Source organism: Allohahella sp. A8, from assembly GCF_047946665.1.
Taxonomy (GTDB): domain Bacteria; phylum Pseudomonadota; class Gammaproteobacteria; order Pseudomonadales; family Oleiphilaceae; genus Allohahella.
Genome location: NZ_CP172312.1, coordinates 3,754,852 through 3,779,215, shown reverse-complemented (window position 1 = coordinate 3,779,215; position 24,364 = coordinate 3,754,852). Strand labels below are relative to the sequence as shown.

Genomic DNA, 24,364 nt, shown 5'->3' with positions numbered 1-24,364 from the left:
GTGTGGGCTGGTGTCCCGTCTAGAGGCTTTCCACAAACTTGATGAGCGCACTGCGGTGTTCAGGGGACATGGCCGCGACTTTCTCTGCAGACGCCGCAGCTTCGCCGCCGTGCCAGAGTATCGCCTCGAGCAGGTTACGGGCTCGGCCATCATGCAGGTAGCGTGTATGCCCGTTTACAGTTGCCGTCAGGCCGATCCCCCATAGCGGTGCTGTTCGCCATTCACGCCCGGACGCTGCACCCACGGCGATACCATCTGCAAGCTCAGGGCCCATATCGTGGAGCAGCAAATCAGTATAGGGCCAGATAAGCTGGAATTGATGATCGTCCTGTTTGGCAGCTCGGCTGGTGACGAACTTGGGCGTATGGCAGGCGGCACAGCCAGCGTCATGGAATTGCTGTTTACCCATGAGGACTTCAGGATCGTCGGCATTGCGTCTCTCGGGCACGGCCAGATTGGCTGAATAGAACTCGATAAGGTCCAGGGCTTCATCGGAGACTTCGAACTGCTCCTGAATATCGCCATATGCGCCCACACCATGAGGCGCACTGCGACAGGTCTCCTGGCTCGGCAGACAATCGCCCCAGGCCTCCGGCCGCAAGCTCGTCGACAATCCCATGTCATTGAAAAAGGCATCGGCGGACTGCTGGCGAATATTCGCGGTCGTCGCTTTCCAACCAAAGCGACCGATCAGTGGCCCGGTCGGCGCCTGATTTTCCACAGTCGGCTGAGGTAGATAGTGAACCCGTCCGGAGATGCCGTCACCGTCAACATCGTCTTCATCGGCCAATGCCTCAAGGTCGCCGGCATGGATACTCTGCAACAAACCGAGACCGATCATCTGTGGCGCGACGCGTGGGCCCAGAATCCGGTCCGCGTCATGAATATGCCCGTCGGAAGCCTGATCCCGAGGCGCGCGAAGCTTATACGCAGGCTTGAGGAGCTCAACCTGCTGTGTCTTGCCATTGCCAGCATTGATGGTCACGAAATGACTGGAATGACTGATTTCGGTTTCGGCCTCGGCTGGTACGCCAGGAACCGAGAAATTCTGAACCTGCTCACCGAATTCTGGATCGGGCCGCACGCCATCGCCATCGCGGATAACCGTTTTCATGAGCATCGACAGCATTGGCTCGTCAGCTAACGGCGGCCGTCCCCGACCATCCTTGACGTGGCATTGCTGGCAGGCGCGCGCGTTGAAGATTGGACCAAGCCCATCCGAGGCCTGAGTCGAGGCAGGTGATGAGACCCAGATTTTCCTGAACAGACCGTTACCGATCTTGAAACGCTGCTCGTCCTCGAAGGAGAGCGAGGGGGTGAAGTGGGAGAAGGCATTGCTGTCGAGACTGCCGGCAAACGTTGCCTTGCCAGCAGGCATGGTTTCGAAGGGCGCTAACGAAGCTGGATTAATCTTGAGAACTTTGGCCACGCGCTCACGGTCGACGGGACTGAGATCGTCCCGCCAGGGCAGAGGCGAATCATCTGCAGCACCAGCCACGCCCGCCAGCCCGGCCAGTGCAGCCACTGATGTGGACAATGCCAGGCGGCGGATTGCCTGCAGGCATATCTGACCATCGCGAACCAGCGTGCCAGCTCGACTTCTCGAAGTCAGCTTGGCTTTACTCAAACACGGCCTCAGGCTGATCGAGGCTGTCAGAGCCTTCGAAGGTCAGTGTACCGAGATTGAGCGCAGCTACAGCCTGTTCAATGTAGCGCGTCTGGTTGACCAGCGTATCCACCGCCTTCTGTACGACAGCATTGCCCTCGGCGTTACCAGCGCCGATCATCTGATCGTAGGACTCCGTTTTCTCCGCACGATTTACCAGTCTGCTCATGGCGTCCATGGTCTGGCTGATCGCATTATCCAGCCCAAGCGCAACCTTGGGTGCCTGCTTTTTCAGCAAGGCTTCCAATGATGGACCTGCAAGTACAGAGCCATCGATGCGTCGATATCGCCCTTCAAAAATATTCTGAATACCAGCGGCGTCATAGTAGTGGGAGAAGTGCGTGTTGTCAGAAAAGCAGTCATGCTCTTCTTCAGGGTCATGTAGCATCAGACCCAGCTGCATTCTTTCACCTGCCAGCTCACCATACGACAGTGAGCCCATGCCTGTGAGCATGGCAGCCAGCGTGGCTTCGGTGCCCTGTGATTCGAGGGCTTGACGAATTTCGCCGTCTGGACCCCAGGCCGTCACCATGTCGCGCAGATCGCTGATGAGCAGTTCACTCGCAGCAATGAGGTACTCGCCACGACGCTCACAGTTGCCATTGGTACAGTCGTTGGTTGAGTAATCAGTGTACGGACGTTCGCCAGCACCCGGCCCGGTACCGTTGAGGTCCTGGCCCCAGAGCAGGAATTCGATGGCGTGGTAGCCTGTCGCCACATTAGCCTCGTTGCCAGCAATCTCCTGCAGTTCGTTTTGCAGCAGATTAGGGGTGATGGTCGTTGCATCAACCTTGCCCGTACCGATCTTCAGCGACTTGTTGGCAATCACATTAGCGGTGTAGAAGGGATTGTCTTCCGACGCGGTGCCGTAGCTGCTGGCCACATAATCGATCAGGCCTTCGTCCAGCGGCCAGGCGTTGACGCGGCCCTCCCATTCGTCCACCTGTGGATTACCGAAGCGGAACACTTCGCTCTGCTGATAAGGTACACGGGCAGCAATCCAGGCCTCACGGGCCGCGTTGAGAGTCTCTTCACTCGGATCAGCGATCAGGGCCTGATTGGCCGTCAGCAAAGCTTCGGCGCGCGTCAGGGAGTCGGCATAAATGGCCAGAGCCAGATCTGGATAGTGTGCCGCCACGGTATCCGGCGTGACCGGGCGTGGTGCAGCCCCATCATCTTCGTCGCTCACATCTGTTGCCACGGGCCTGGGCGCTGGCGCTGCTTTCTCGAACGATTCAGACGCTTCGCCAGGCACTACGAGGGTCTCTTCCGGCTGGGTCTGACAGGCGGCCAGGCCAATGCCAACGACGATGGCCAGCAGCGCATGACTACTGCGTCCCTGCGCCTTTTTCGAGCGACTGAAGTACATCTGCTTTCTCCCTGATCGGCTTTAAATATGAATAGAGGTGAGAATTATTATCATTTACAGCTTTGAAAGCAAGTGCCGTCAGTCGACCAAGGTCTAATTGTTGACGTCATGCTACAGTGGAAAATAGAGTGCCATACAAAGGAGCCGATCATGTCCGAATCAAGAGAACAAGCAGGGAACACAGCGGTCGATGGCCGAAAGTTGAACAAGCGACTGGATGCCGCAGCCTACGAAAAGCTGTACCAGGCTTCGGTCTCGGATAACGAAGGGTTCTGGGCTGAACAGGCCAGCAGAATCGACTGGATTAAGCCGTTCAGTAAGGTGAAGGACGTCTCGTTCGCACGCAAGGATCTGCACATTCGCTGGTATGAAGACGGTGAACTGAACGTCTGCGTCAATTGTGTCGACCGGCATCTGAAAACCCGCTCGGGCCAGGCTGCCATCATCTGGGAAGGTGACAGTCCTGATCAGCAGCGCACCATCAGTTACAGCGAGCTTTATGAAGAAGTCTGTCGACTCGCCAATGCGATGGAAGCGCGCGGCATCACCAAGGGCGATCGTGTCATTCTCTATATGCCGATGGTGCCTCAGGCTGCGTTTGCCATGTTGGCCTGCGCTCGCATTGGCGCGGTACACAGTGTGGTCTTCGGTGGCTTCTCCGCGAACGCGCTGGCCGATCGTATCGTGGACTGCCAGGCCAGGATGGTCATCACGGCGGATGGCTCACATCGTGGCGGCAAGACCATTCCCCTCAAGCCCAATGTTGATGAGGCCCTGAAGATTGCAGAGCAGCAGGCCGAGGGACACCAGGTCAAGACTGTGCTGGTTTCAAAAGTCAGCGGCGATGCCGTCGACTGGCAGGACCACGACCTCTGGTATGACGAATTCGTACCGACACATGAAGCGGTGCACGAGGCAGTGCCAGTCAATGCCGAAGACCCGCTGTTCATCCTCTATACATCCGGGTCTACCGGTAAGCCTAAGGGACTGCAGCACAGTTCCGGCGGCTATCTGGTGTATACGGCTACGACATTCAGCTACACCTTTAACTATCAGCCTGGGGAAGTATTCTGGTGCGCTGCCGATGTGGGCTGGGTGACCGGACACAGCTATATCGTCTACGGGCCTCTGGCCAATGGTGCCACGACACTGATGTATGAAGGCGTGCCAACGTATCCTGACGTCGGGCGCTGCGGCGAGGTGATCGACAAACACAAGGTCAACATTTTCTATATCGCCCCCACGGCCATCAGAACACTGATGACCGACCAGAAGAAGGCCATTGGCAGCAGCAAGCGTGACTCACTGCGAGTTCTCGGCTCCGTCGGCGAGCCGATAAATCCCGGGGTCTGGCAGTGGTTCAACGATGAGTTCGGCAAGGGTCAGTGTCAGGTTGTGGATACCTGGTGGCAGACTGAAACCGGCGGCATCATGATGACGCCGCTGCCCTACGTCGTAAAGCCAAAGCCCGGCGCTGCGATGATGCCATTCTTCGGAATACAGCCACAGCTGGTCGACAAGCGGAGCGATATTCTCGAAGGCAAGGCCGATGGCCACCTGGTGATCCTGGATTCCTGGCCGGGTCAGGCACGTACAATCTGGAACAATCACGAGCGCTTCATCGATACCTATTTCAGCACCCATGACGGCATGTACTTTACCGGCGACGGCGCAAAGCGTGATGAAGATGGTCATTTCTGGATCACTGGCCGCGTCGATGACGTGCTCAATGTCTCTGGCCATCGCCTCGGAACAGCTGAAATCGAAAGTGCAGTCGTATCACATCCCAAGGTGGCGGAAGCTGCGGTCGTAGGTTTCCCCCATGAGCTCAAGGGTGAGGCAATTTACGTGTATGTTATCCCCAACGATGGCGTGGTTCCTGACGAACAGCTCACCAAGGATGTGAGAGATTGGGTGCGCAAGGAGCTAGGCCCTGTGGCTTCACCAGATCAGATACAGTGGACCCGCGGACTGCCGAAAACCCGTAGTGGCAAAATCATGCGACGCATACTGCGCAAGATTGCTGCGAATGAGCACGAGGCACTGGGCGATACTTCGACACTGGCCGACCCACAGGTGGTGGATGAGCTGATCGACAATCGTATGAACCGCTGAACGCCGATGTATCACTTCCATCTCGCCGATGATCACCCGCTGTTCCGCAATGCGCTGGTGAGCATCGTCGAACAGCATTTTCCGGAAGCGGTGATTACTGAATCAATCGATCTCGAATCGACGCTTACTGCTTTGAGCACGAGCGACGACATCGACCTGCTCCTGCTGGATTTGACCATGCCCGGCAGTCAGGATCTGTTTGGGCTGGTGACTGTGCGGGAGCGATTTGCCACCACGCCAGTCGCTATCGTTTCGGCCCGAGAGGATATTGATACGATCAGCCGCGCCATTGGCCATGGTGCGTCAGGGTATATTCCAAAGTCAGCCGGTCCAGCTGTGATACTCGAGGCGATCCACGCCATCACCAATGGAGAGTCGTGGATACCGGCCTTTGCTCGGAAGCGGCTAAAACCCCTGAACAGTGAAGAAGTCACGCTGGCCGGCAGAATCGCGAACCTTACTCCGCAGCAATACCGGGTACTCTGCCTGTTACGCGAAGGCGGACTGAACAAGCAGATCGCCTACCAGTTGGGCGTCACTGAAGCGACGGTGAAGGCCCATATCACCTCGATATTTCGCAAACTGCAGGTGAACAACCGAACTCAGGCCGTCGTGATGTTATCGAAGATGTCGCTCGATAGCGTGGACGCAGGCTTCGCCTGACCCGCCCTTAAACCCCACGGCGCTCATTGCTGTTCGCGACCAGCCCGCCGCTGGTATTGGTCCATCAGCGCTCTCAACTTGGCCGGTTTCACAGGCTTCTTGAGGAAATCGAAGCCGCGCACCGAGGCCATTCTGGGCAAATTATCATCAGCTGCTCCGGTTATGAGACAGACCATAACCGGGGCACTGGCTTGTGATCCCTTATCCCAGATCGCAAGTAGAGACTCTGCCAGTACGAGACCATTATGCTGCTCCGAAGCCTGATCAACGTCCTGTAGCTGATAGTCGATGAGCAGGACGTCAGGGCGACTGTGCCCGGCCAGTGCCCGGGCCTGGCTTGACGTCGTCGCCATGGACACTTCACAGTTCCAGCGTCTGAGCAGACTCTTGAGCGCATCCAGGTTCTGCTGCTCATCATCAACACACAGGACCCGCAAGCCAAGGGACCTGGAAGCGCTCGCGGACGCAGGACTGCCCGAATCCAGGCTGTCATTGGCGTTATCAGACGCAACAGCTGCCGCCACATCGGCCTCACTCACTCTTGGCAGTTCAATGGCGAAGAGACTGCCCTTGCCGGATTCAGAGCGCAGCCGCAAGGGGTGCTGCAGTAGCTGACTGAATCGAGTCGCAACCGGAAGTCCCAGACCAATGCCCTCGAGATTGCGATGCATAGGCTGCCGATAGAATTCATCGAAGATCTTCGCCTGATCGGCAAGGCCGATACCGCTGCCTGAGTCGATGACCTGCACTTCCAGACGATCACGGCCGCGGCGCCGACAGCCCAGAACAATGCGCCCTGCGCTGGTGTATTTGACGGCATTCGACACCAGGTTCTGGATAATCCGGCGAAGGTAAATGGGATCGGAGCGCACCCAGGTGCGGCAGGGATGATAGCGTAAGGTACAGCCAGGCTTCAGTTGCACAGTGAATTCATCCACGATCGCGCGCAACAGGTCGTCGATGGGGAAATCGCTGATTTCGGGCTTGAGCGAGCCAGTATCGAGACGGGCCACTTCAAGCAGCGAATTGATGATGCCTTCAGCGCTCTGCAGCGCACCGTGAATCTTCCTGATTTCGGACAGATCACGTCTGTTCTCACCGGCGCTGATATCCAGAAGGCTGCCAGCATACAGGCTGGCAGCATTGATAGGCTGCAGCAGGTCATGTGTGGCGAGGGCGAGAAACTTCGATTTGCTTCGATTGGCCAGTTCAGCTTCGCCCTTGGCCTTCATCAGCTCATCATTGATGTGCTGGATGGTGGCTGTACGCTCCGCTACTCGACGCTCAAGCTCGACATTGGCCTTCTCCAGCGCAGTCTGCACCTGCACAAGTGCAGTCACGTCGTCATAAGAGGTCACGTAGCCGCCATTCGGCAGGGGGCGGCCCTCAATCTCAAGCACTGTGCCCAGTGGGTAATGCCGCACGAACTTGTAAGGTCGGTTCTCCTGCAGCAGCTTCAGCCGCTTGTGTACCAGCTGGTCCACCGGCCCTTCGCCAAGGAGATCCTGCTCTGCGTTATACCTGAAGAGTTCCGCGACTGGAACACCTACACGCAGCATGCCTTTCGGATAGGAAAACATCTCTTCATAGCGCCTGTTCCAGGCTACAACCTGAAGCTCCGCATTTACGACACTGATAGCTGAAGACATGTTGTCGAAGGAGGCCGAGAGGATCTCCTGATTGAACTGAAGCGCCTTGCTGGTCTGTTCGAAAATAGAGACCACGTCCTCAATGCCAACCGCTGTCTCGCTGCGCAGGTCTTCAACCAGGCGCTGGGCCGACGCCACGCCTACAACCCCCGAGAGCGCATGTTTGGCGTGATCGATGATATCCGAGCTGAGGCGGGCTTCGGCTCCACCAGTCTGGCCCGCGAAGATACGCCTGAACGTGCCGGCATCCAGGAATTGCCGCAACAGGCCAGAGAGATCGCCATGCAGGATATCGGATGCACCAGCCTGCGCGAGTGCACGTCCCCCGCCGGCTTCCGATGAGGTGAAGCTACGAGCCTGCACACGGTCGATCAGCTTTGGGCGGAACAGCATGGAGCCGACGATAAGGCCGGTTACGTTGGCCGACAGGGCCAGCAGCGTACTGAGACTGAAAGCCTCCCCTGCGGAGCCACCAGCGGCGCCTGTACCTGCACCGATCGCGAGCGGGGCAAGGGTGTAGCCGAGAATACTCAGGCCTGCGGCAAGGCCTGCGTACATGCCATAAGCATTGGCGCCCTGCCACAACAGCCCTCCGAGAATTGCCGGTGCCAGTTGCACAACGACAGCAAAGGCGAGCAGGCCGAGACTCGTAAGCCCGGCCGTGTCAGGGAATGTGAGGTGAAAGACCCAGGCCAGCAACAGCACGCCGACAATGGTCGCCCGGCGCATGATCACGAGGGGTGATGAGACCTTTGAGCCTTCCCTCAACCCTTTCCTATCAGCCACGCCACGGAGATATAAAGGGAGAATCACGTCGTTGCTCAGCATCTGGCTTAGCGTGATCGTAGAGACAATGATCATTGCGGTGGCGGCCGAAAAACCACCCAGGAACACGAATAGCGCCAAGCCGGGGCTGTCATACCTCATTGGCAAGGCGATCACGAACAGATCAGCGGCCACATTCACATCCTGCAACAGCCAGTCGCCAGCGATCGCAATCACCAGAACAGCCAGACCGATCAGGAGCAGGAACAGTGGAAAGATGATCCGCGCTATCCGCAGATGGTTCTCGGACAGGCATTCGACGAAAGTGACGTGAAACATGCGCGGCAGACAGAACACAGCGCAGGCTGACAACAAAGTCTGGGTCAGAAAGTTCAGCCAGTTGACGCCTTCCTCCCGCCCTGGCACTGCAAACAGACTGCCCTCCAGGGCGTGACGGTCCTTCGAAACGTCAATGAGCTCCGCATTCAGCAAGGCCACCGCAAATACCGCTACACTCATCAACGCCACCAGCTTGACCACCGACTCGAAGGCAATGGTGCCCATGAGACCGCCATGATAACTGGTGACGTCGAGACGCCTGGTGCCAAACACCAGCGTGAACGCCATCATGCTGAGCATAATCAGGAAGGTGCCATTCTTCAGCAACAACGAGTGCTCAGGCAGCAAAAACGCCAGCGTTGCCGAAACAGCCTTTAGCTGCAGCGCGATATAGGGCACGGTTGCCAGCAGTAGAATGAGCGTAGTAAGTGTCGCGACGCCCTGGCGCTTGCCATAGCGGGAAGCGAGAAAGTCGGCAAGCGAACGGATATTCTCGCGCTTCGTGATCTTGAGGGTTCTGCGGAGCAGGCGAAAACCAAAGACGAACAGCAGAACCGGCCCTAACAGAATAGGCAGGAAACTCAAGCCCTCAGTGGCCGCCGTCCCCACGAGGCCATAGAAGGTCCACGAAGTGCAATAAACGCCCAGGGCGAGGCTGAACACCAGGGGATGCCCAAAGCGTGTGCGATTGTCGAAATGTGTATCGTCGCCACGACGCGCGATGGTGAACAGGAGCCAAAGGTATCCGGCAACCATGAGAATCAGCAGCGCAGCAAACATCGGTCATGGCCTCTCATTGGTATCTGGCAGGGTCTCGCTTTAGACCAAAGTCGTGCAGCGACTTTTCGCGGTGCCTGTTATCTTCCGGTGCAGAACAATAGCAAAAATGCATCTCGGAGAAACTCTATGGATCCCAATCATCCCGACCGCCGCACGGCTTACTGGAAGAAGAATACCAGTCTCGTCATCAAGCTGCTCATCGTCTGGTTCGTAGTCTCATTTGGCTGCGGCATCATCCTGGTCGAACCACTCAATAACATTCAGCTAGGTGGCTATAAACTTGGCTTCTGGTTCGCCCAACAAGGCTCAATCTACACCTTCGTGGCGCTGATTTTCTACTACGCCCATCGAATGAAAAAGATTGATCGCGAAGCAGGTCTTCATGAACGTGACGAGAACGGAGAATAGATCATGACTGAGCTGCAGTTACTGAGTTATCTGGTCGTTGGCGCAACCTTTCTGCTCTACATTGGCATCGCGTTCTGGGCGAGAGCCTCGACCACTTCCGATTTCTATATTGCGGGCGGCGGTGTACATCCAATAGCCAACGGCATGGCGACGGCGGCAGACTGGATGTCAGCCGCCTCCTTCATTTCCATGGCGGGCCTCATCTCGTTCTACGGTTATGGTGGCGCTGTATTTCTCATGGGCTGGACGGGCGGTTTCGTACTGCTGGCCATGTGCCTTGCGCCCTACCTGAGGAAGTTCGGCAAGTTTACTGTCCCCGAGTTCATCGGCGAGCGCTACTATTCGAAAAGCGCGCGGATCGTCGCGGTCATCTGTCTTATATTGGCCTCAGTCACCTATGTCATCGGTCAGATGAAAGGTGTCGGTGTCGCCTTCTCGCGCTTCCTGGAAGTGCGCTATGACGTAGGGCTCTATATTGGCATGGGTATCGTCTTCATCTATGCGGTCATGGGCGGCATGAAGGGCATTACCTATACCCAGATAGCCCAGTACGTCGTACTGATTCTGGCGTACACAATTCCAGCAGTATTCATATCGCTGAACCTGACCGGCAACCCGATTCCGCAGCTTGGTCTCGGCTCAACTATCTCAGGTACCGACATCTACCTTCTCGACCGTCTGGATCAGGTGGTCACCGAACTCGGCTTCGCCGAATACTCTACTGAGGCCCGTCTCAGTCTGACCAACATGTTCTTCTATACCATGTCCCTGATGATCGGTACCGCAGGTCTGCCGCACGTCATCATCCGCTTCTTCACCGTGCCGAAGGTGAGCGACGCGCGGAGCAGCGCCGGCTGGGCATTGGTTTTCATTGCCATCCTCTATACCACAGCACCTGCGGTAGCGGCGATGGCGCGTCTGAACCTCATCAATACCATTGATCAGCCACAGCAGGCTGAAAACCTTGAGTACGCGGAACGACCAAACTGGTTCAAGAAATGGGAAGCGACTGGTCTGCTGAAGCATGAGGACAAGAATAATGATGGCAGAATCCAGTACACGGCAGACCCGGCAACCAACGAGATGACGACGATTGACGCCGACATCATGGTATTGGCTAATCCGGAAATCGCACGGCTGCCGAACTGGGTCATCGCACTCATAGCCGCCGGTGGTCTGGCTGCAGCGCTGTCGACCGCGGCGGGCTTGCTATTGGCCATATCGTCGTCGATATCCCACGACCTGCTCAAGGGGGTCTTCATGCCGAACATATCAGAACGATCAGAGCTGTTGGCGAGTAGGGTGGCCATGGCCGGGGCGATACTCGTAGCGGGGTACCTCGGGCTTAACCCACCGGACTTCGCGGCCGGGACAGTGGCACTGGCCTTTGGTCTGGCGGCATCGTCGATCTTCCCGGCCCTCATGATGGGCATCTTCATGAAGCGGATGAACAAGGAAGGTGCCATTGCCGGCATGATCGCGGGTATCGGTGTCACGCTGCTGTACGTGTTCCAGCATACCGGCATCATGTTCATCGCCAGCACAGCGTACCTGGGTGATATGCAGCCGAACTGGTTCTTTGGCATCGAACCGAATGCCTTCGGCAGCATTGGTGCCATCGTCAATCTGGTTGTGGCCGTGGTCGTGAGCAAATTCACTGCTGAACCACCGGCTGAAGTCGTGGCACTGGTCGAGCACATTCGTGTTCCACAGGGTGCTTCAGCAGCCGTAGCTCACTAGCACCATCCCGACCCCTCGGTCCGTGCGGTTTCACTTCAGCCGCGCGGACCGATACACTCTCCTCTCCAGCGCCCTCCATGCGCGATTCGACTCAAGACACCAGCCATGAATGCAGCTTTCAGCTTAATGACCAACAAGCATGTCGTCATTGCCATGATCGTGGCACCGATACTGGCCATACTGGCCTATCTGGGCACTGACGCCATGGTCTCTGAAAAACCGGCACCAGCCAAGGTAGACGCGAGTTACCCTCTGGTAGCGCACTCGAACTGCCGCTATGAAAGCGGTTTGTGTGAACTTGAGAATGGTGATTTGCTCATCACCATGCGCTTTGAAGAAGGGAGGCCCGGCCTGTCGTTAACATCAAATCATGCGATAGATGCCGCTTTCGTTCAGATCGGCAAGACAGCTGTTGAGCCGCCGAACATCATGCACCCAGTGCAGGACGAAACCACGGACTCAGGCAAGCTATGGCAGCTGGAACTTGCTGCAATGCCTGCCGCAGAGGACCTGCTCAGACTCGTGGTCATCAGGAATGGCAGCCGGTTCTTCGTCGAAACCAGCACTGCCTTTTCAATCTATGACAACGGATTTGGTGTGAGCAAAAATCGCTGAAGCTCAGAGCTTCTGCCACTGCCCATTCGGCAAGCGTACGAATTGTCCCGGCTCGGATTTTTCGATCAGTTTCTTGCCCGCCAAGGCCCCTACCTTGCTGACGTCAATCTTGTTCTTCTCTGCTACACGAACGTAAGCATCCTCTCGCTTGGCATTGATTTCCTGCACAAGCGCTTCGGCTTCCGGACTGCTAACGACAGCTGCAACATATCCGTTGGGCTGTTCGCCAACCAGGCCTTGATTCTTGGCCTCCTCCAGATCGAGCGCCCAGGCCTGCAGGCTCAACAGGGCAATGGCAGGCAGAACTGCAAGAAATCTGAGTGGCTTTGATAAACGTGTGAAACTCATAAGGCTCTCCAAGAATGGCTGAAGACTGACAGACAGCAGTCCCACAATCAGAATATATCGTCTTCTTCATCAAACAGATTTTCCAGATCCTTCTCGACCCGAACCCTGACCTCATGCTCGATCTTGACGTTCAGGTTGATGGTGATCGGCTCGGACGCTGCGAGTTCGACCCTGGGCGTGCAGGCACTCAGCCCGAGCAGCCACAAGCTCGCTAGCAAGATCGGAACAGACACTGAGCGCTGGCCTGCTGACATGGAAACCACTCCTGTTGAAACGCTATTCGTAGGCTTTGAGCAATCGCTGTTCAAGCGTCTCACTCAGATTTTTCGTCATTTCGAGACTCTGCAATAGCGAGAGAATGTTGGTCTCGACGTTCAGATTGTAGTGAATGGGTCTGGCCTCCATGACCTCTGGATTCCGTCCTCGCAGTTCCAGACCAAGCTTCAGCCATTCGTCATCATCGAAGATAACACTGGTCTTCAACGAATCGTATTGGAAATTGCCGAGGGCGCCGACAGCGAACAGCAGCTGGGGATTACCGCCTGCCATGCTCTGCCATTGACCAGCCTCCTTCAGCCGAATCCGACCGCCACGATCCGCAGCAAGCCGACCCGGCGCTGAAGCGGGAATCTGCACACTGTCTCCAGTATAGACCAGGCCCAGCCGACCGCTGATGGTACCGGTCGCATCGATGTGCTCGTTTTCCAGGGCCACCAGCGCGCCGAGGTCCACGCTTCGCAGGCGAAGGGGGATGCGCATTGGCTCGGCCTCGCTGACCCGTGAAAGCGGCAATGGCAGTGTAAGCGGACTACCGAGGCTCACTTCACCCAGGAACGCACCGACTCGGGCCTGGCTCAGGCCAAGCGTACCCGCTATGCCGCCATCGCTGCCGGGCGACAGTCCTTCACCATAGCTCAGGTCAGTGGTGAATTTCAGAAAAGCTGCCGGAAAGGGCAAGCCGAGCAGGCTCAAATCGGCGCTGAGCGTAGACAGCGCCTCGCCCTGATCGAATACCTGCAGGCGTCCTTCATCCATGGCAAGGCTTGCGCTTAAGGTAAGACGCTTTGCTTCCGCTTTTTCAGTCGTAAGCTGCCACTTCTGTAGGCCAAGCAGGCCTTCTGCAGACCACGCCGGTGTTGAGCTAGCCATATCCAGACTGATCAAGCCTTTGAACAGCAGGTCTCCAGGCTTCACATCAAGACCGGGCACAGCTTCGCCGACAGCGCCTTTCAGTGCGGCGTTCAATAGCGTGCTGTCCGGCTTGCCGCTCACGCGGAGCGGGCCGCTCAGGACACGATCACTCCCGTCTACTCTGAGCTTCGACACCAGCGTCAGTCCCGCCAGCTCGAGCTGTTTTACCTCTAGCAGCATGTCAGGCAAATCCGACCCAGCCGACTCGATCAGGTCCACCGTGAAATCTGCAGACACCGGCATCGCGTCAGAAGTCGGTAACAGCCCACTACGAAAACGCATGTCCAGTTTCGCTGCACCGCTGCCTGTTATGGACCCGACCTGGAGCATACTCGAACCGTCAGTCAGCTGAAGCTGCGGAATCAGAAGCTGCCACTGGGGTATCTTCAAAGCCAGCTGATCAATCTGCACATCCGGTAGAACGAGTGATTCAAGGCTCAATGCTGCCTGCTCAAGCTCCAGTTGCCAGACCTGGTCCTTCATGGTGGATTGTGAAGGCTGCACGATAGCACGCCCACTGAGTGACCACCGCTCTGGCAGTCGCTCATGCAGTTGTTCACCGGCCGAGTCCAGCTTCACCGCAATGCTGTTGGTCGATTTACCGGTTCGCGCTGTTTCTGCTTGTGCGCCGAAGGCTGGCGTCAACTCGAGCGTCGCCTTGTTCTGTCCAGCCTGGGCGGTCAGTATAAGCGGCCACTGACAGTCAGGTATTTCATCGACTACAGTCTGCCAGCTCGTGAACTGGCAATTCAAAGCGCGTGGCTCAAGGCGCCATGGCTGTAGCGCAGCCGACTTCAGCCCGGTGGCGTTGAACCAGGCATTGCGCTTCCACCAGGCCGAATCTGGATCCAGGCTATAGCGTCCCTCACTGATATCGAGTGTCAGACCACCTTCTTCACGCCCAAGCTTCAAGACCTGCGAAAGCCGCAATCGTCCCGGTGGTCCGCTGGCGTCGAAGTGAAGGTCGGCAGCCAGGCGTGCATTCTCTGGTTGTGAGCTATGAGGCAGCAGGTCGTCATCGAGCCTCAGGTCGATATCCATAGCGGCAGTCGCGAGATCGATCTGTATAGGCAGCACCTGCATGTACACGGGCGCCATCGGCGGGAGCATGAAACCGACTGCCTGCCCCGCCGTGTCCATCCTGGTTTGGCCGTGAAGACGCCATGCTGCCGCATCTCCAGCGACGTCAGTTTCAGCCGCGAGGGCGAGCGAAGCCTGCAACGGTTTAGATCTCAGGTTCACGAGAACCGATTGGTGATCGATTGCAGCCTCCACCTGCAAAGGTACAAGAGGATCGAGCGAGAACGACAGCACGTCCTTGCTTGGGGAACCCTGCTCTCGCCACATCGAGGGCAGAACCAGATCACCGGTCGATGCCAGTGTTATGGACATGGGACGCCGGTCGAGCCCGCTCGCCCTGATTGAAAAGGCGTCAGCGACATAGCTGAGGTCTGCGGAAGGCTGAGCTACATCTGCCGCTTCACTGAATTCGGTTCGGACGCGAAGATGGTCCAGTACGAGCTCAGCATCGAGCTGCAGCCCAAAGGGGAGACTCAGGGCGGGCATCAATTGTCGTGACGTTTGCGCTTTGGCCTGCTGCGATTCGAAAGCTGCCAGCATGCTGGCTAATCGACGTCCTCTTGACTCGACCTGTGGCTCCGGCGGCGTCATAACAGTTTCCGGGGCTCTGGGCAGCTCGTCTATGTAAAGCAGCGCCGGCGGCAGTCTATTGCCCGTATGCAGGTCCAGACCAGCGGCTCGAACAGACAGCAGAATAAGATCTGCGCTAAGCCTCTGTGAGGATGGCGGCACCAGGAGACGCCTGAACAGGGTCTGCACCACCGGCGTCGCGGGCGCTTCGGGGTGGGTCCAGTCTACAGTGAGATCTTCAAGCGAGATTGCAACGCTCTCGTTCACCAGCTGGAGTCGACCGATGTGTAGGCCCGCTAACGAAGGACGGGCAAACCCACTCAGCTTAAGTGAGACGCCATTGCTCAGCGCGACCCGTTCGGCCAGAGGTGGGGCCCAATAAGGACTGCTTGCCCAGAGCGTCACAAACAGCCAGGCGACGAGAAGCAGCAGAGAAAGCGTCAGCGCCAGTACAAAGCTGGCGCTACGCTTCAAGCGCGGGAGCAAGGCGCCGCGCACAGCTTATCAGGCGCTCTTTGACGCCTCGCGCAGGATGTCACGATAGTCACTGGCCGCCTCATGGCCTTCAATTCGCTGCAGCAGGGTCTCGCCATTCAGGTTCTTGGCATGCAGGTTGCGACCTGCCGTCTGGAAGAATTTCACGAAACGCCTGAAATCCTCGGCTCGCATGTATTCATACGCGTTCTGCAGCGCGTGGTAATCCGCGTCGGTCTCGTCATAGGGCTTCAGATTCAGGAAGCTTCTGACCCGTTCATCATCCCAGACTTCATCAGTAACTTTGGGTTGCGATGGTCCACTCACGGTTGTTCTCCTTGATGATTCGAATTAACAGATGATTCAGATTGAAAGAGGGCGCTGTGATCCTCCTCATTACAAACCTTTACGAAGCGCTTCCAGAACGGGCGCAGTGTCGGGCATTATGCCGCGCCACAAGCGGAACGCCGCCGCTGCCTGCTCTACCAGCATACCGATGCCATCCGCACAGTTCCGGGCGCCGTGTTGTTTGCACCAGGCAATGAAGGCGGTATCGTCGTGGCTATACATCATATCGTAGATCAATTGATCGGCTCGTATGAGATCGGGAGGCAGATCAGGCACGTCAGCTTGCAGACTGGCCGATGTGGCGTTGATGACGAGATCGTACGGACTCTTCAACAGGTGCTCGGTATCTGCCAAGGCACAGGCATCGAGCACGCTGTCGTCCGAGCGACGGCTTCTACGATTCTCTGCAGCCATGGACACCAGTGCAAAAGCCTTGGCAGGCGAACGATTGGTCACAGTCAACCGTGAAACACCAGCCTCCAGCAGAGGATGCAGACAGCCTTTCGCTGCGCCGCCCGCACCAATCAGCAGCACTGACTGCCCCGCCAGACGAAAGCCGATGTTGGTTTGCAAGTCTGCAACGAGTCCTTCGCCATCGGTATTGTGGCCGTAGGAAAAGCGTGGTTGCGATTCGCGGCGACCGTCTGCCGAACGCATCGGGGTTGGCAGAACTGCCGAACCAGCAGGTCGCTCAGGCATCAGCGTGTTGACGGCTCCCGAAAAGTCCGCCTCGATCGAGCATTCCGTAGCGAAGGCCCGGGCCTGTTCCTTGAACGGCACCGTGACATTGACGCCCTTGCCACCCTTGGCGAAGAATTCGCTCACAGTCTGTCTGAAGCCATCGAGTGGCGCCTGCAAAGCAAGGTACTCCATATCCTGACGGGTCTGCTGGGCAAACATCGCGTGGATTTTCGGTGACTTGCTATGTGCGATCGGGTGGCCGATAACGGCGTACATGTCCATGATCAAGAATCTCTCAGTCTGCTAACCAGTCTTTGTCGGTCAGGTAGTAATCGGTAAGCTTCGCTTCCGGTGAACCGGCTTCGGCCGTCCAGTCATACACCCAGCGAACCAGTGGTGGCAGCGACATCAATATCGACTCCGTGCGGCCACCACTCTGTAAACCGAAAAGTGTGCCACGGTCGTAGACAAGGTTGAACTCAACGTAGCGGCCTCGTCTGTAGAGCTGGAATTCGCGCTCCCGTTCGCCAAAGGGCGTCGCCTTGCGACGGTCCACGATTGGCACATAGGCGTCAAGGTAACTGGAACCGATGCGCTGCATGAACTCGAAGCAGCGCTCGAAGCCCCACTCGTTCTGGTCATCGTAGAACAGCCCACCGATACCTCTGGGTTCACCGCGATGACGGATATGGAAGTAGCGATCGCACCAGGCCTTGTATTCGGCATAGATCTCCGGACCGAAGGGATCGCAAGCGGCTTTTGCGGTAGCATGCCAGTGCCGGCAGTCTTCGTCGAAGCCGTAATACGGGGTGAGGTCGTAGCCGCCACCAAACCACCACACTGGCGCCTCGCCGTCACGTTCTGCAATGAAGAATCTGACATTCGCATGCGACGTGGGTACGTAGGGATTTCGCGGATGCATCACGAGCGAAACGCCCATGGCCTCGAAACCACGACCGGCGAGTTCAGGGCGACTGGCGGTCGCGGACGGCGGCAGCTGCGCACCGGTAACGTGGGAAAAATTGATGCCGCCTTTCTCGAAAACGGCGCCATCGCTCATCACGCGGGAGCGACCTCCCCCACCTTCCGGTCTGACCCACTGGTCCTCTTCGAAGCGGGCTTTGCCATCGACGGCTTCGAGACCTTGGCTGATGCTGTCCTGGAGATCCATCAGATAAGCTTTTACCTGGTCTTTCTGCACCGCGTCTAACACTCCCCTCATAGATAGCTGCCAGTCATCGACCAGCGGTTAACGCAGCTGACGACCCGTGACGGCATCAAAGATATCAGATGGTCGGTCGAAGCCAAGCGTGTCGCCGGGCAGGCAGTATACCTGATCGCCGAAGCATTTCAGAATCTGCAGACGCCCCTTCAAAGCGGGCTGGCCGGCTCTGTTGGCTGATGTGGATATAATCGGGCCCTGCAAGTGTCGGGTCAACTCGACCACCATCGGATGCGTCGTCACTCGGGCAGCAATCGAAGCATGCTGGCCATAGACCAATGGCGAATAGGCTGTCGTTTTCGGCAGGGGAATGAGCCAGGTTGTCGGTCCTGGCCACGTCGACATGATTTTCGCCCTGGCGTCGGCCGTCAGCCGAACACCACCCTTGGTCTGCTCGGCATCGAGTAAATCATCGAAATGCGCAGCGTGACCGGATATCAGTATCAGGCCCTTGCGCCAGTCCCGCTGCTTTAACGCCAGCAACTTCTCCAGCGCCTGCTGATTCATCGGGTCGCAGCCAAGCCCCCAAACACTTTCGGTGGGATAAGCGATTACCCCCCCTTTCTTCACGTGGTCGACAGCTTTCAGAAGCAGGGGAAGTGCAAATCGCATGATTGTCCGGGCCGTTTATTCAGGATCGCCTACTTTAGCTCAAACTCAGCCCGTTGATAACGCCCTCCCTCCTGAATCACGAGGTCGTCCAGTTCCAGCGACAACAGGGCCTGCATCAGTTCGCTGACGCCAAGGCCGGTGTTCGCAACCAGCTCGTCCAGGTCCTTTGGCGCTGACAAGGCATCTAGAACCACTTTCGCAGGGCCTTGCTGGGCCGGCGAACTTAGCGCAGCCATGTCATCCGTCACGCCGCTGGCAGGATCGATCGCCAGACCATTCAACTGTCGATAGGTCTCGAGCGTGCCGTGAAGACGCTGAACGATATCGGTCGCTGTCTCCACCAGCGCCGCACCCTGCTTGATAAGCGAATGGCAGCCGCGCGATTCGGTGCTGTAGATCGAACCGGGAATGGCCATGACTTCCCGCCCGAGCTCGAGCGCCGACATTGCTGTATGCAACGAGCCGCTGCGTACACCCGCTTCCACAACCAGCGTGCCGAGACATAGTCCGGCAATGATGCGATTGCGCTTGGGAAAATGGTGGGGGGCCGGCTGCGTGCCCGGGGGAAATTCACTCACCAGTAAGCCATTGTTTGCGATGGCCACCTGGAGGGGTCGATTCGCAGGCGGATAAAACATATCAGTCCCGCAGCCGAGGACAGCGACCGTTCGGGTTTCGGTACAACCCTGATGAGCGGCGGTATCGATACCCTGCGCCAGTCCGCTGGTAATGGTGAGACCATTGGCGCTGAGCTCGCGCGCGAACGACTTTGCCACATGCATGCCCTGGCGGCTCGCGCGACGCGAACCAACTATCGCTATCTGCGGGTAGGCCAGCAGGTCCCGCCGGCCCTTGAGATACAGCACGGCCGGGGGATCCTTAAGCTGCTTGAGAAGTGGCGGGTAGTCATCGTCGAGCAAGGTCATCAGGCTATGATCAGCTGCAGACTCAAGCCACTGGATCACTACAGCGATCAGTTCCGCGGCGGCTGGTTGTGCTGGCTCGACACCACTCATGCAGCGCCTAACGCGCGCTTGCTCCACGGCCGTCAGCGAGCTGACCTGCTTGTCACGCGTTGAAAACAGTGAAGATTCGCAGGTGCGGCCAAGTATCAGCTCGGCAGCCAGCGCCAGTTTGACCGGGCCGAAGCCTCTCGAACTGGCGAGCAGCAGCCAGCGGCGCTGGATCTCGCTAAGGCGGTTAGTGTATCCGAGGGTTGGAAACGGTTGATCAGCGGATTGATCATGCGCAGCGTCAGGCGCCGCCGTATCTGCCTGAACAGCAGACATCAGGAAAGGTTCATTCATGTTCGTTCATCCTTGAACGTCGATCAAAGTAGTGGTCAAGTTTACAGCAATGTGCTGTTCCAGCCTAGCCAGGCTTGAAGTCGGCGCCCGTCGTGCAACGGGCGCTCACGATTTACTCGGGGTTGCGGACCTTGTCGAGCGTCGACAGTGGCTGCTCGGCGCTGAGAATCAGGCCATAACTCATCTTGTCGAATACGCGGAATACCATCAGCATGCCTGCGCGAGCCGGCGGCAACTGAATGACTTCCTTGGTGTATGGATCGCGAACCTGCTCACCGCGCTTGTATACCGCCAGCACGTTGCCATTCTTGATGCCCTCCCGTTCACCGCGGTTGAGTACGACCACGTCGTACTGACCAATCTGGGTCACGCCATCCAGAACCGCAACGATCGTACCGTTGACATCGCCTTCCGGATTGCTGGGATAATAAGTCGCAGTGATATCTCGTGCATTTTCCTGCAACAGCCGGTCGCCCTGGCGGATTTCCTCCGAGGAGCGCTGGATGTTGACGGTCGCAACATCACCCTGCTTTTCACTGATTCGGCCTGCAGCGATGGAGCGAGCCTCGATGCCCAGCATTTCCTTCGTATCCGGATCTATGTAGACCTGGCCTCGACGGTAAATACCATAGGTTTCATCCATTTCGGCCTTGCCGCGTGCGTACACGCTGTCACCCGAGCCGACGATCAGGTTACCGCGCTTGCCGAGCAATACATAAGGCGCAGCTTCCAGTTCTTCTTCGGTGGTTACCCGGTTGGCACTTAGGAAGGGCTGTATGGTTTCCAGTGGAATAGCTGGAATTGCGCTTGCCATAGGGGTAGCGCGGACCTTGGGCGATAGCTTTACCGTATTGCCAGCTTCACCACGACGAGCGACGGTGACGCGCGGCTGACCCTCGACATACACCAGTGACAATTCATCACCAGGATAGATGAGGTGCGGGTCATTGATTTGCGGATTGACGTACCAGATCTCAGGCCAGTACCAGGGGTTCTGCAGGAAGCGTGAGGAGATGCCCCACAGCGTGTCGCCCTTGACGACGGTATACTGTTCGGGATGGTTATCGCGCAACCTTGGCTCGGCAGACACTGTCTGCCATAAGAGTGGTGCAGCCACCATGGCACTGACGAGAAGGCGCTTGAACATCTGCTTACCAGGTCGCCATACGGATCGCATCATCGGTCTACCTTTTGCCGTGAGAGCCGGCAAACTGCAGCTTGCCGGGACTGTAATTTGTAGATGCCGCGGCGCTGAGCGATAATGGGATATTGCCTTCACAGGGCGCGCGGAGTCTTTCAGAGCTCGTTTGCTAATACTAGCAGGCGTTCGTAATTATGTTAGTTTGCACCCTGTGGAAAAGCAGAAATTGTTAACTGTTCAACTTTCGATCTACGGAACGCTTTCAGAATGAGCCAGTTAGAGATTTTGGAGTTCCCTGACCCGCGGCTGCGCACCATTGCCAAGCCGGTCATCGAATTCGACGAAAAACTACGCAAGCTGGTCGCGGATATGTTCGAGACCATGTACGAGGCACCGGGCATCGGCCTGGCAGCGACTCAGGTCAACGTCCACCAGCGTGTTGTCGTGATCGATGTCTCTGAAGATCATTCGCAACCGCTCGTGCTGATCAATCCGTCCTACACCGTACTCGAGGGTGAGCCTGAGGAGATGCAGGAGGGTTGTCTATCGGTACCTGGTTTCTATGAAGGCGTGACCCGCATCGATCATGTACTGCTCAAGGCTTGCGACGAGTTTGGCAAGCCATATGAACTCGAAGCGCGAGGCCTGCTTGCGGTATGCATCCAGCACGAGCTCGACCACCTCGATGGCAAGCTCTTCGTGGACTATCTCAGCACCGTCAAGCGATCACGAATCCGCAAGAAGCTGGAAAAACAGCATAAGTTGCAAGCTTGACCGCATCCCGAGCACCCATCGTCTTTGCGGGCACACCTGAGTTTTCGGCCGTCAGCCTGAAGGCGCTCATCGATCACGGCGCGAATGTCGTTGCTGTTTATACGCAGCCGGACCGGCCGGCCAGGCGGGGCCAGAAACTGCAGGCCAGTGCAGTGAAGCAGCTCGCGCAGGCCCACGAAATTCCGGTGGAGCAGCCTGAGAATTTCCGTAGCCCAGAGAGCATCGAAACCCTGCGCGGCTACAAGCCGACGATCATGGTCGTGGCCGCCTATGGACTGTTGCTGCCTCAGGTTGTACTCGACATTCCCAAGCACGGCTGCATCAATATACACGCTTCGCTGCTGCCGCGATGGCGCGGTGCGGCACCATTGCAGCGTGCAATCGAGGCTGGCGACAAACAGTCCGGCGTTACTCTGATGCAGATGGAAGCAGGATTGGACACTGGGCCCATGCTTGGGGCGATACGCTACGATCTCGGGAAAACTGAAACGGCGGACAGCCTGCATGATCACCTGGCGGAACTCGGGGCCAAGTTACTCATCGAGAACCTGCCGATGCTGCTGACTGGCGAAGCCAGACCCGTCGTCCAGGAAGATGCCCAAGCGACCTATGCACACAAACTGACAAAACAGGAAGCCCGAATCGACTGGTCGAAAAGCGCTACCGTAATCGAGCGCAAGATTCGCGCACTCCATCCGTCGCCCATGGCCTGGTGCTGCGATGGCGAAGAACGGATCCGCGTGTTAGCCGCTGAGGTTATCGGCGAAGGCGGTCTTGGTTCGCTGACCATCGAGCCAGGCGCCAAGCCCGGTACGGTCGTCGGATTCAACGGTCACGCCATCATCGTACTCTGTCGTGAAAAGAGCCTGCTGGGATTGACCAGGCTTCAGTTAGCGGGTGGGAAGCCGGTAAGCGCCAAGGACTTCATGAACTCGCAGAAGCCATTCCTGCGCGCAGGGACTGTGCTCGAGACCCCGGCCGCTGACGCAGACGCAGCCTGATGGTTGGGGGCAAGCCAATCGCGTCCAACCCTCGCCTGGCCGCTCTCGGTATTCTGAAGGCCGTGATCATCGACCAGGCCTCTCTTGCGGCAGTAATGCCGGCAGTTGCCAATGCGGATACCGGCCCCTCCACTCACACTGCACTGGTCAAGGCTCTCGTCTATGGCACTCTGCGCCACTTCGAAAGTCTGCACTACCGTCTAAGTCAGTATCTCGCCAAACCGTTTCGGGCAAAAGATCGTGACGTCGAGATCGTATTATTGCTCGGTCTGTTTCAGCTGATCCATCTGGATAAACCGGCTCGGGCCTGTGTGAATGAAACTGTGGAGCTGTGTCGGGCTCTCCGTAAGGATTGGGCTGTGAAAGTGGTCAACGGCGTCTTACGCAGTGCGCTCAGAGACGAAGCGGACAGTAAGGCTTCCGGTGTTCCCGTGCATGAGCATCTGCCCCCTTCGGCGCGCTACGAACTGCCCGAATGGCTGCTCCAGCAGTTACGACAGGACTGGCCAGAGGACTGGAAACTGGCGGCGGCAGAGTCAAACATCCAGGCACCCATGACCCTGCGCGTCAATGCCCTGCAAGATACGGTGGAAGGCTATCTGAGCCGCCTCAGCGCAGCAGGCATGGTCGCGCAGCCGCTCAGCACTGTAGAATATGGCATTCAGCTCGAGCAGGCGTGCCCGGTCGATAAGCTGCCAGGCTTTAACGAAGGCCAGGTGAGTGTGCAAGACGAAGCAGCGCAGCTCTGTGCAGGGCTTTTTGTGGCGGCGCTCGTAAAGAGGCATGAACCCGGCATACACAGGCCCCTGCGCCTGCTGGATGCCTGTGCGGCGCCGGGCGGCAAGACCTGTGCTGCCATTGAAGCCCTGTTGAACCTGGGTTACGCCGTAGAGATGACAGCCCTCGACATCAGCCCAAATCGCCTCGAGCGCGTTGAAGCGACTTTCGAACGGCTTGGACTTACGCAAATTGCCGCGATGGAGCCTGAACGGCTCAAGCTACGAACTGTGGCCGCCGATGCTGCAGACCTTGCGAGTTGGCACACTGGTGAAGAAACCTTCGACGGCATACTTGTCGACGCGCCCTGTTCCGGCACTGGCGTGATTCGCCGGCATCCCGATATCAAGCAGCTCAGGCGGCCAGAAGATGTTGCAGCGCTGGTCGGACAGCAGGCGTCATTGCTGGATGGGCTCGCTAGATGTGTAGGCGTGAGTGGTCTACTCGTTTATGCCACCTGTTCGATACTGAGGGCTGAGAACGATCAAGCGGTAGCAAGGCTGTTGAGCGTGTGGTCAGATTTCACGAATATAGCCCCCGCCGAATTGGGTGTTGCGTTCGAGCCATACGCCGCCTTCGCGAAGCTTCCAGCGTTCACCTCTACTGACCATGGCATACAGGTGTTTGCAGCAGCAGGCAGACATGATGGATTCTTCTATTCGGTGATTCATCGTATATAGTTGTCCCTCTCGTACATTAACAATCTATTAATGAACCCAAACGGCGCCC

The 24,364-nt window shown here is 57.4% G+C and carries 20 protein-coding genes; 8 read left to right on the top strand and 12 right to left on the bottom strand.

The window, feature by feature from the left end; all coding sequences use genetic code 11:
• Positions 1-19: 19 nt before the first annotated feature.
• Positions 20-1,627, bottom strand: a complete 1,608-nt coding sequence (locus ACH3PB_RS16920) for a di-heme oxidoredictase family protein (RefSeq protein ID WP_416396616.1) — start codon at positions 1,625-1,627, stop codon at positions 20-22.
• The gene (locus ACH3PB_RS16915; RefSeq protein WP_416396615.1) at positions 1,620-3,035 is read right to left on the bottom strand and encodes an imelysin family protein; all 1,416 of its coding nucleotides are present in this window, start codon (positions 3,033-3,035) and stop codon (positions 1,620-1,622) included. The genes ACH3PB_RS16920 and ACH3PB_RS16915 overlap by 8 nt, the downstream gene beginning before the upstream one ends.
• A 150-nt stretch (positions 3,036-3,185) precedes the next feature.
• On the opposite strand from ACH3PB_RS16915, the gene acs reads away from it, so the two are divergent.
• Together acs and ACH3PB_RS16905 are read left to right on the top strand one after the other, a co-directional pair.
• Positions 3,186-5,150, top strand: coding sequence for an acetate--CoA ligase (gene acs, locus ACH3PB_RS16910; protein WP_416396614.1), 1,965 nt, complete (start codon positions 3,186-3,188; stop codon positions 5,148-5,150).
• A 6-nt stretch (positions 5,151-5,156) separates the two neighbouring features.
• Positions 5,157-5,813, top strand: a complete 657-nt coding sequence (locus ACH3PB_RS16905) for a LuxR C-terminal-related transcriptional regulator (protein ID WP_416396613.1) — start codon at positions 5,157-5,159, stop codon at positions 5,811-5,813.
• A 23-nt stretch (positions 5,814-5,836) separates the two neighbouring features.
• On the opposite strand, the gene ACH3PB_RS16900 is transcribed toward ACH3PB_RS16905, so the two are convergent.
• Positions 5,837-9,346, bottom strand: coding sequence for a PAS-domain containing protein (locus ACH3PB_RS16900; protein WP_416396612.1), 3,510 nt, complete (start codon positions 9,344-9,346; stop codon positions 5,837-5,839).
• A gap of 126 nt (positions 9,347-9,472) precedes the next feature.
• Between ACH3PB_RS16900 and ACH3PB_RS16895 the strand changes: the two genes are divergently transcribed.
• The 3 genes from ACH3PB_RS16895 to ACH3PB_RS16885 all read left to right on the top strand — a co-directional run bounded on the left by ACH3PB_RS16895 (position 9,473) and on the right by ACH3PB_RS16885 (position 12,109).
• A complete protein-coding gene (locus ACH3PB_RS16895) occupies positions 9,473-9,754 on the top strand; it encodes a DUF4212 domain-containing protein (RefSeq protein WP_416396611.1) in 282 nt (93 codons plus the stop codon).
• A 3-nt stretch (positions 9,755-9,757) separates the two neighbouring features.
• Entirely contained in the window at positions 9,758-11,494 is a 1,737-nt protein-coding gene (locus tag ACH3PB_RS16890) for a sodium:solute symporter family protein (protein ID WP_416396610.1), read from the top strand.
• Positions 11,495-11,599: 105 nt separating this feature from the next.
• Positions 11,600-12,109: a hypothetical protein gene (locus tag ACH3PB_RS16885; protein ID WP_416396609.1), complete on the top strand. Its 510-nt coding sequence runs from the start codon at positions 11,600-11,602 to the stop codon at positions 12,107-12,109.
• Positions 12,110-12,112: 3 nt separating this feature from the next.
• Here ACH3PB_RS16885 and ACH3PB_RS16880 read toward each other — a convergent pair whose 3' ends face one another.
• The 9 genes from ACH3PB_RS16880 to ACH3PB_RS16840 all read right to left on the bottom strand — a co-directional run bounded on the left by ACH3PB_RS16880 (position 12,113) and on the right by ACH3PB_RS16840 (position 21,122).
• Positions 12,113-12,457 carry a YdbL family protein gene (locus tag ACH3PB_RS16880; RefSeq protein ID WP_416396608.1) on the bottom strand — a complete coding sequence of 115 codons (345 nt, stop codon included), beginning with the start codon at positions 12,455-12,457 and terminating at the stop codon, positions 12,113-12,115.
• A 47-nt stretch (positions 12,458-12,504) separates the two neighbouring features.
• Positions 12,505-12,711 carry a YnbE family lipoprotein gene (locus tag ACH3PB_RS16875; RefSeq protein WP_416396607.1) on the bottom strand — a complete coding sequence of 69 codons (207 nt, stop codon included), beginning with the start codon at positions 12,709-12,711 and terminating at the stop codon, positions 12,505-12,507.
• 22 nt (positions 12,712-12,733) lie between these two features.
• Positions 12,734-15,796, bottom strand: a complete 3,063-nt coding sequence (locus ACH3PB_RS16870) for an intermembrane phospholipid transport protein YdbH family protein (protein ID WP_416396606.1) — start codon at positions 15,794-15,796, stop codon at positions 12,734-12,736.
• Positions 15,797-15,802: 6 nt separating this feature from the next.
• The gene (locus ACH3PB_RS16865) at positions 15,803-16,099 is read right to left on the bottom strand and encodes a PA4642 family protein (protein ID WP_416396605.1); all 297 of its coding nucleotides are present in this window, start codon (positions 16,097-16,099) and stop codon (positions 15,803-15,805) included.
• A 69-nt stretch (positions 16,100-16,168) separates the two neighbouring features.
• Positions 16,169-17,083 (bottom strand): shikimate dehydrogenase, encoded by a 915-nt coding sequence (locus tag ACH3PB_RS16860; RefSeq protein WP_416396604.1) that lies wholly within the window; start codon positions 17,081-17,083, stop codon positions 16,169-16,171.
• A gap of 13 nt (positions 17,084-17,096) precedes the next feature.
• On the bottom strand, positions 17,097-18,023 hold the full coding sequence (gene hemF, locus ACH3PB_RS16855; protein WP_416396603.1) for an oxygen-dependent coproporphyrinogen oxidase: 927 nt from the start codon (positions 18,021-18,023) through the stop codon (positions 17,097-17,099).
• Positions 18,024-18,050: 27 nt separating this feature from the next.
• Positions 18,051-18,635: a Sua5/YciO/YrdC/YwlC family protein gene (locus ACH3PB_RS16850; protein WP_416396602.1), complete on the bottom strand. Its 585-nt coding sequence runs from the start codon at positions 18,633-18,635 to the stop codon at positions 18,051-18,053.
• 29 nt (positions 18,636-18,664) lie between these two features.
• The gene (gene dprA, locus ACH3PB_RS16845; RefSeq protein WP_416396601.1) at positions 18,665-19,942 is read right to left on the bottom strand and encodes a DNA-processing protein DprA; all 1,278 of its coding nucleotides are present in this window, start codon (positions 19,940-19,942) and stop codon (positions 18,665-18,667) included.
• Positions 19,943-20,054: 112 nt separating this feature from the next.
• A complete protein-coding gene (locus tag ACH3PB_RS16840; RefSeq protein ID WP_416396600.1) occupies positions 20,055-21,122 on the bottom strand; it encodes a LysM peptidoglycan-binding domain-containing protein in 1,068 nt (355 codons plus the stop codon).
• A gap of 228 nt (positions 21,123-21,350) precedes the next feature.
• Between ACH3PB_RS16840 and def the strand changes: the two genes are divergently transcribed.
• The 3 genes from def to rsmB are packed head-to-tail and all read left to right on the top strand — an operon-like array spanning position 21,351 to position 24,315.
• Positions 21,351-21,857: a peptide deformylase gene (gene def / locus ACH3PB_RS16835; protein WP_416396599.1), complete on the top strand. Its 507-nt coding sequence runs from the start codon at positions 21,351-21,353 to the stop codon at positions 21,855-21,857.
• Complete coding sequence (fmt, locus tag ACH3PB_RS16830; RefSeq protein WP_416396598.1) at positions 21,854-22,858, top strand: methionyl-tRNA formyltransferase; 1,005 nt, start codon at positions 21,854-21,856, stop codon at positions 22,856-22,858. The genes def and fmt overlap by 4 nt, the downstream gene beginning before the upstream one ends.
• Positions 22,858-24,315 (top strand): 16S rRNA (cytosine(967)-C(5))-methyltransferase RsmB, encoded by a 1,458-nt coding sequence (gene rsmB / locus ACH3PB_RS16825; protein WP_416396597.1) that lies wholly within the window; start codon positions 22,858-22,860, stop codon positions 24,313-24,315. The genes fmt and rsmB overlap by 1 nt, the downstream gene beginning before the upstream one ends.
• Positions 24,316-24,364: the final 49 nt, after the last annotated feature.

Bases quoted from the DNA above. Each gene is read 5' to 3' on its own strand.
- def (WP_416396599.1), top strand. From the start codon at position 21,351: ATGAGCCAGTTAGAGATTTTGGAGTTCCCTGACCCGCGGCTGCGCACC.
- ACH3PB_RS16860 (WP_416396604.1), bottom strand. From the start codon at position 17,083: ATGGACATGTACGCCGTTATCGGCCACCCGATCGCACATAGCAAGTCA.
- ACH3PB_RS16880 (WP_416396608.1), bottom strand. From the start codon at position 12,457: ATGAGTTTCACACGTTTATCAAAGCCACTCAGATTTCTTGCAGTTCTG.
- ACH3PB_RS16905 (WP_416396613.1), top strand. From the start codon at position 5,157: ATGTATCACTTCCATCTCGCCGATGATCACCCGCTGTTCCGCAATGCG.
- ACH3PB_RS16875 (WP_416396607.1), bottom strand. From the start codon at position 12,711: ATGTCAGCAGGCCAGCGCTCAGTGTCTGTTCCGATCTTGCTAGCGAGC.
- rsmB (WP_416396597.1), top strand. From the start codon at position 22,858: ATGGTTGGGGGCAAGCCAATCGCGTCCAACCCTCGCCTGGCCGCTCTC.
- ACH3PB_RS16900 (WP_416396612.1), bottom strand. From the start codon at position 9,346: ATGTTTGCTGCGCTGCTGATTCTCATGGTTGCCGGATACCTTTGGCTC.
- ACH3PB_RS16840 (WP_416396600.1), bottom strand. From the start codon at position 21,122: ATGATGCGATCCGTATGGCGACCTGGTAAGCAGATGTTCAAGCGCCTT.
- ACH3PB_RS16885 (WP_416396609.1), top strand. From the start codon at position 11,600: ATGAATGCAGCTTTCAGCTTAATGACCAACAAGCATGTCGTCATTGCC.
- ACH3PB_RS16915 (WP_416396615.1), bottom strand. From the start codon at position 3,035: ATGTACTTCAGTCGCTCGAAAAAGGCGCAGGGACGCAGTAGTCATGCG.
- dprA (WP_416396601.1), bottom strand. From the start codon at position 19,942: ATGAATGAACCTTTCCTGATGTCTGCTGTTCAGGCAGATACGGCGGCG.
- ACH3PB_RS16890 (WP_416396610.1), top strand. From the start codon at position 9,758: ATGACTGAGCTGCAGTTACTGAGTTATCTGGTCGTTGGCGCAACCTTT.
- hemF (WP_416396603.1), bottom strand. From the start codon at position 18,023: ATGAGGGGAGTGTTAGACGCGGTGCAGAAAGACCAGGTAAAAGCTTAT.
- ACH3PB_RS16850 (WP_416396602.1), bottom strand. From the start codon at position 18,635: ATGCGATTTGCACTTCCCCTGCTTCTGAAAGCTGTCGACCACGTGAAG.
- ACH3PB_RS16895 (WP_416396611.1), top strand. From the start codon at position 9,473: ATGGATCCCAATCATCCCGACCGCCGCACGGCTTACTGGAAGAAGAAT.
- acs (WP_416396614.1), top strand. From the start codon at position 3,186: ATGTCCGAATCAAGAGAACAAGCAGGGAACACAGCGGTCGATGGCCGA.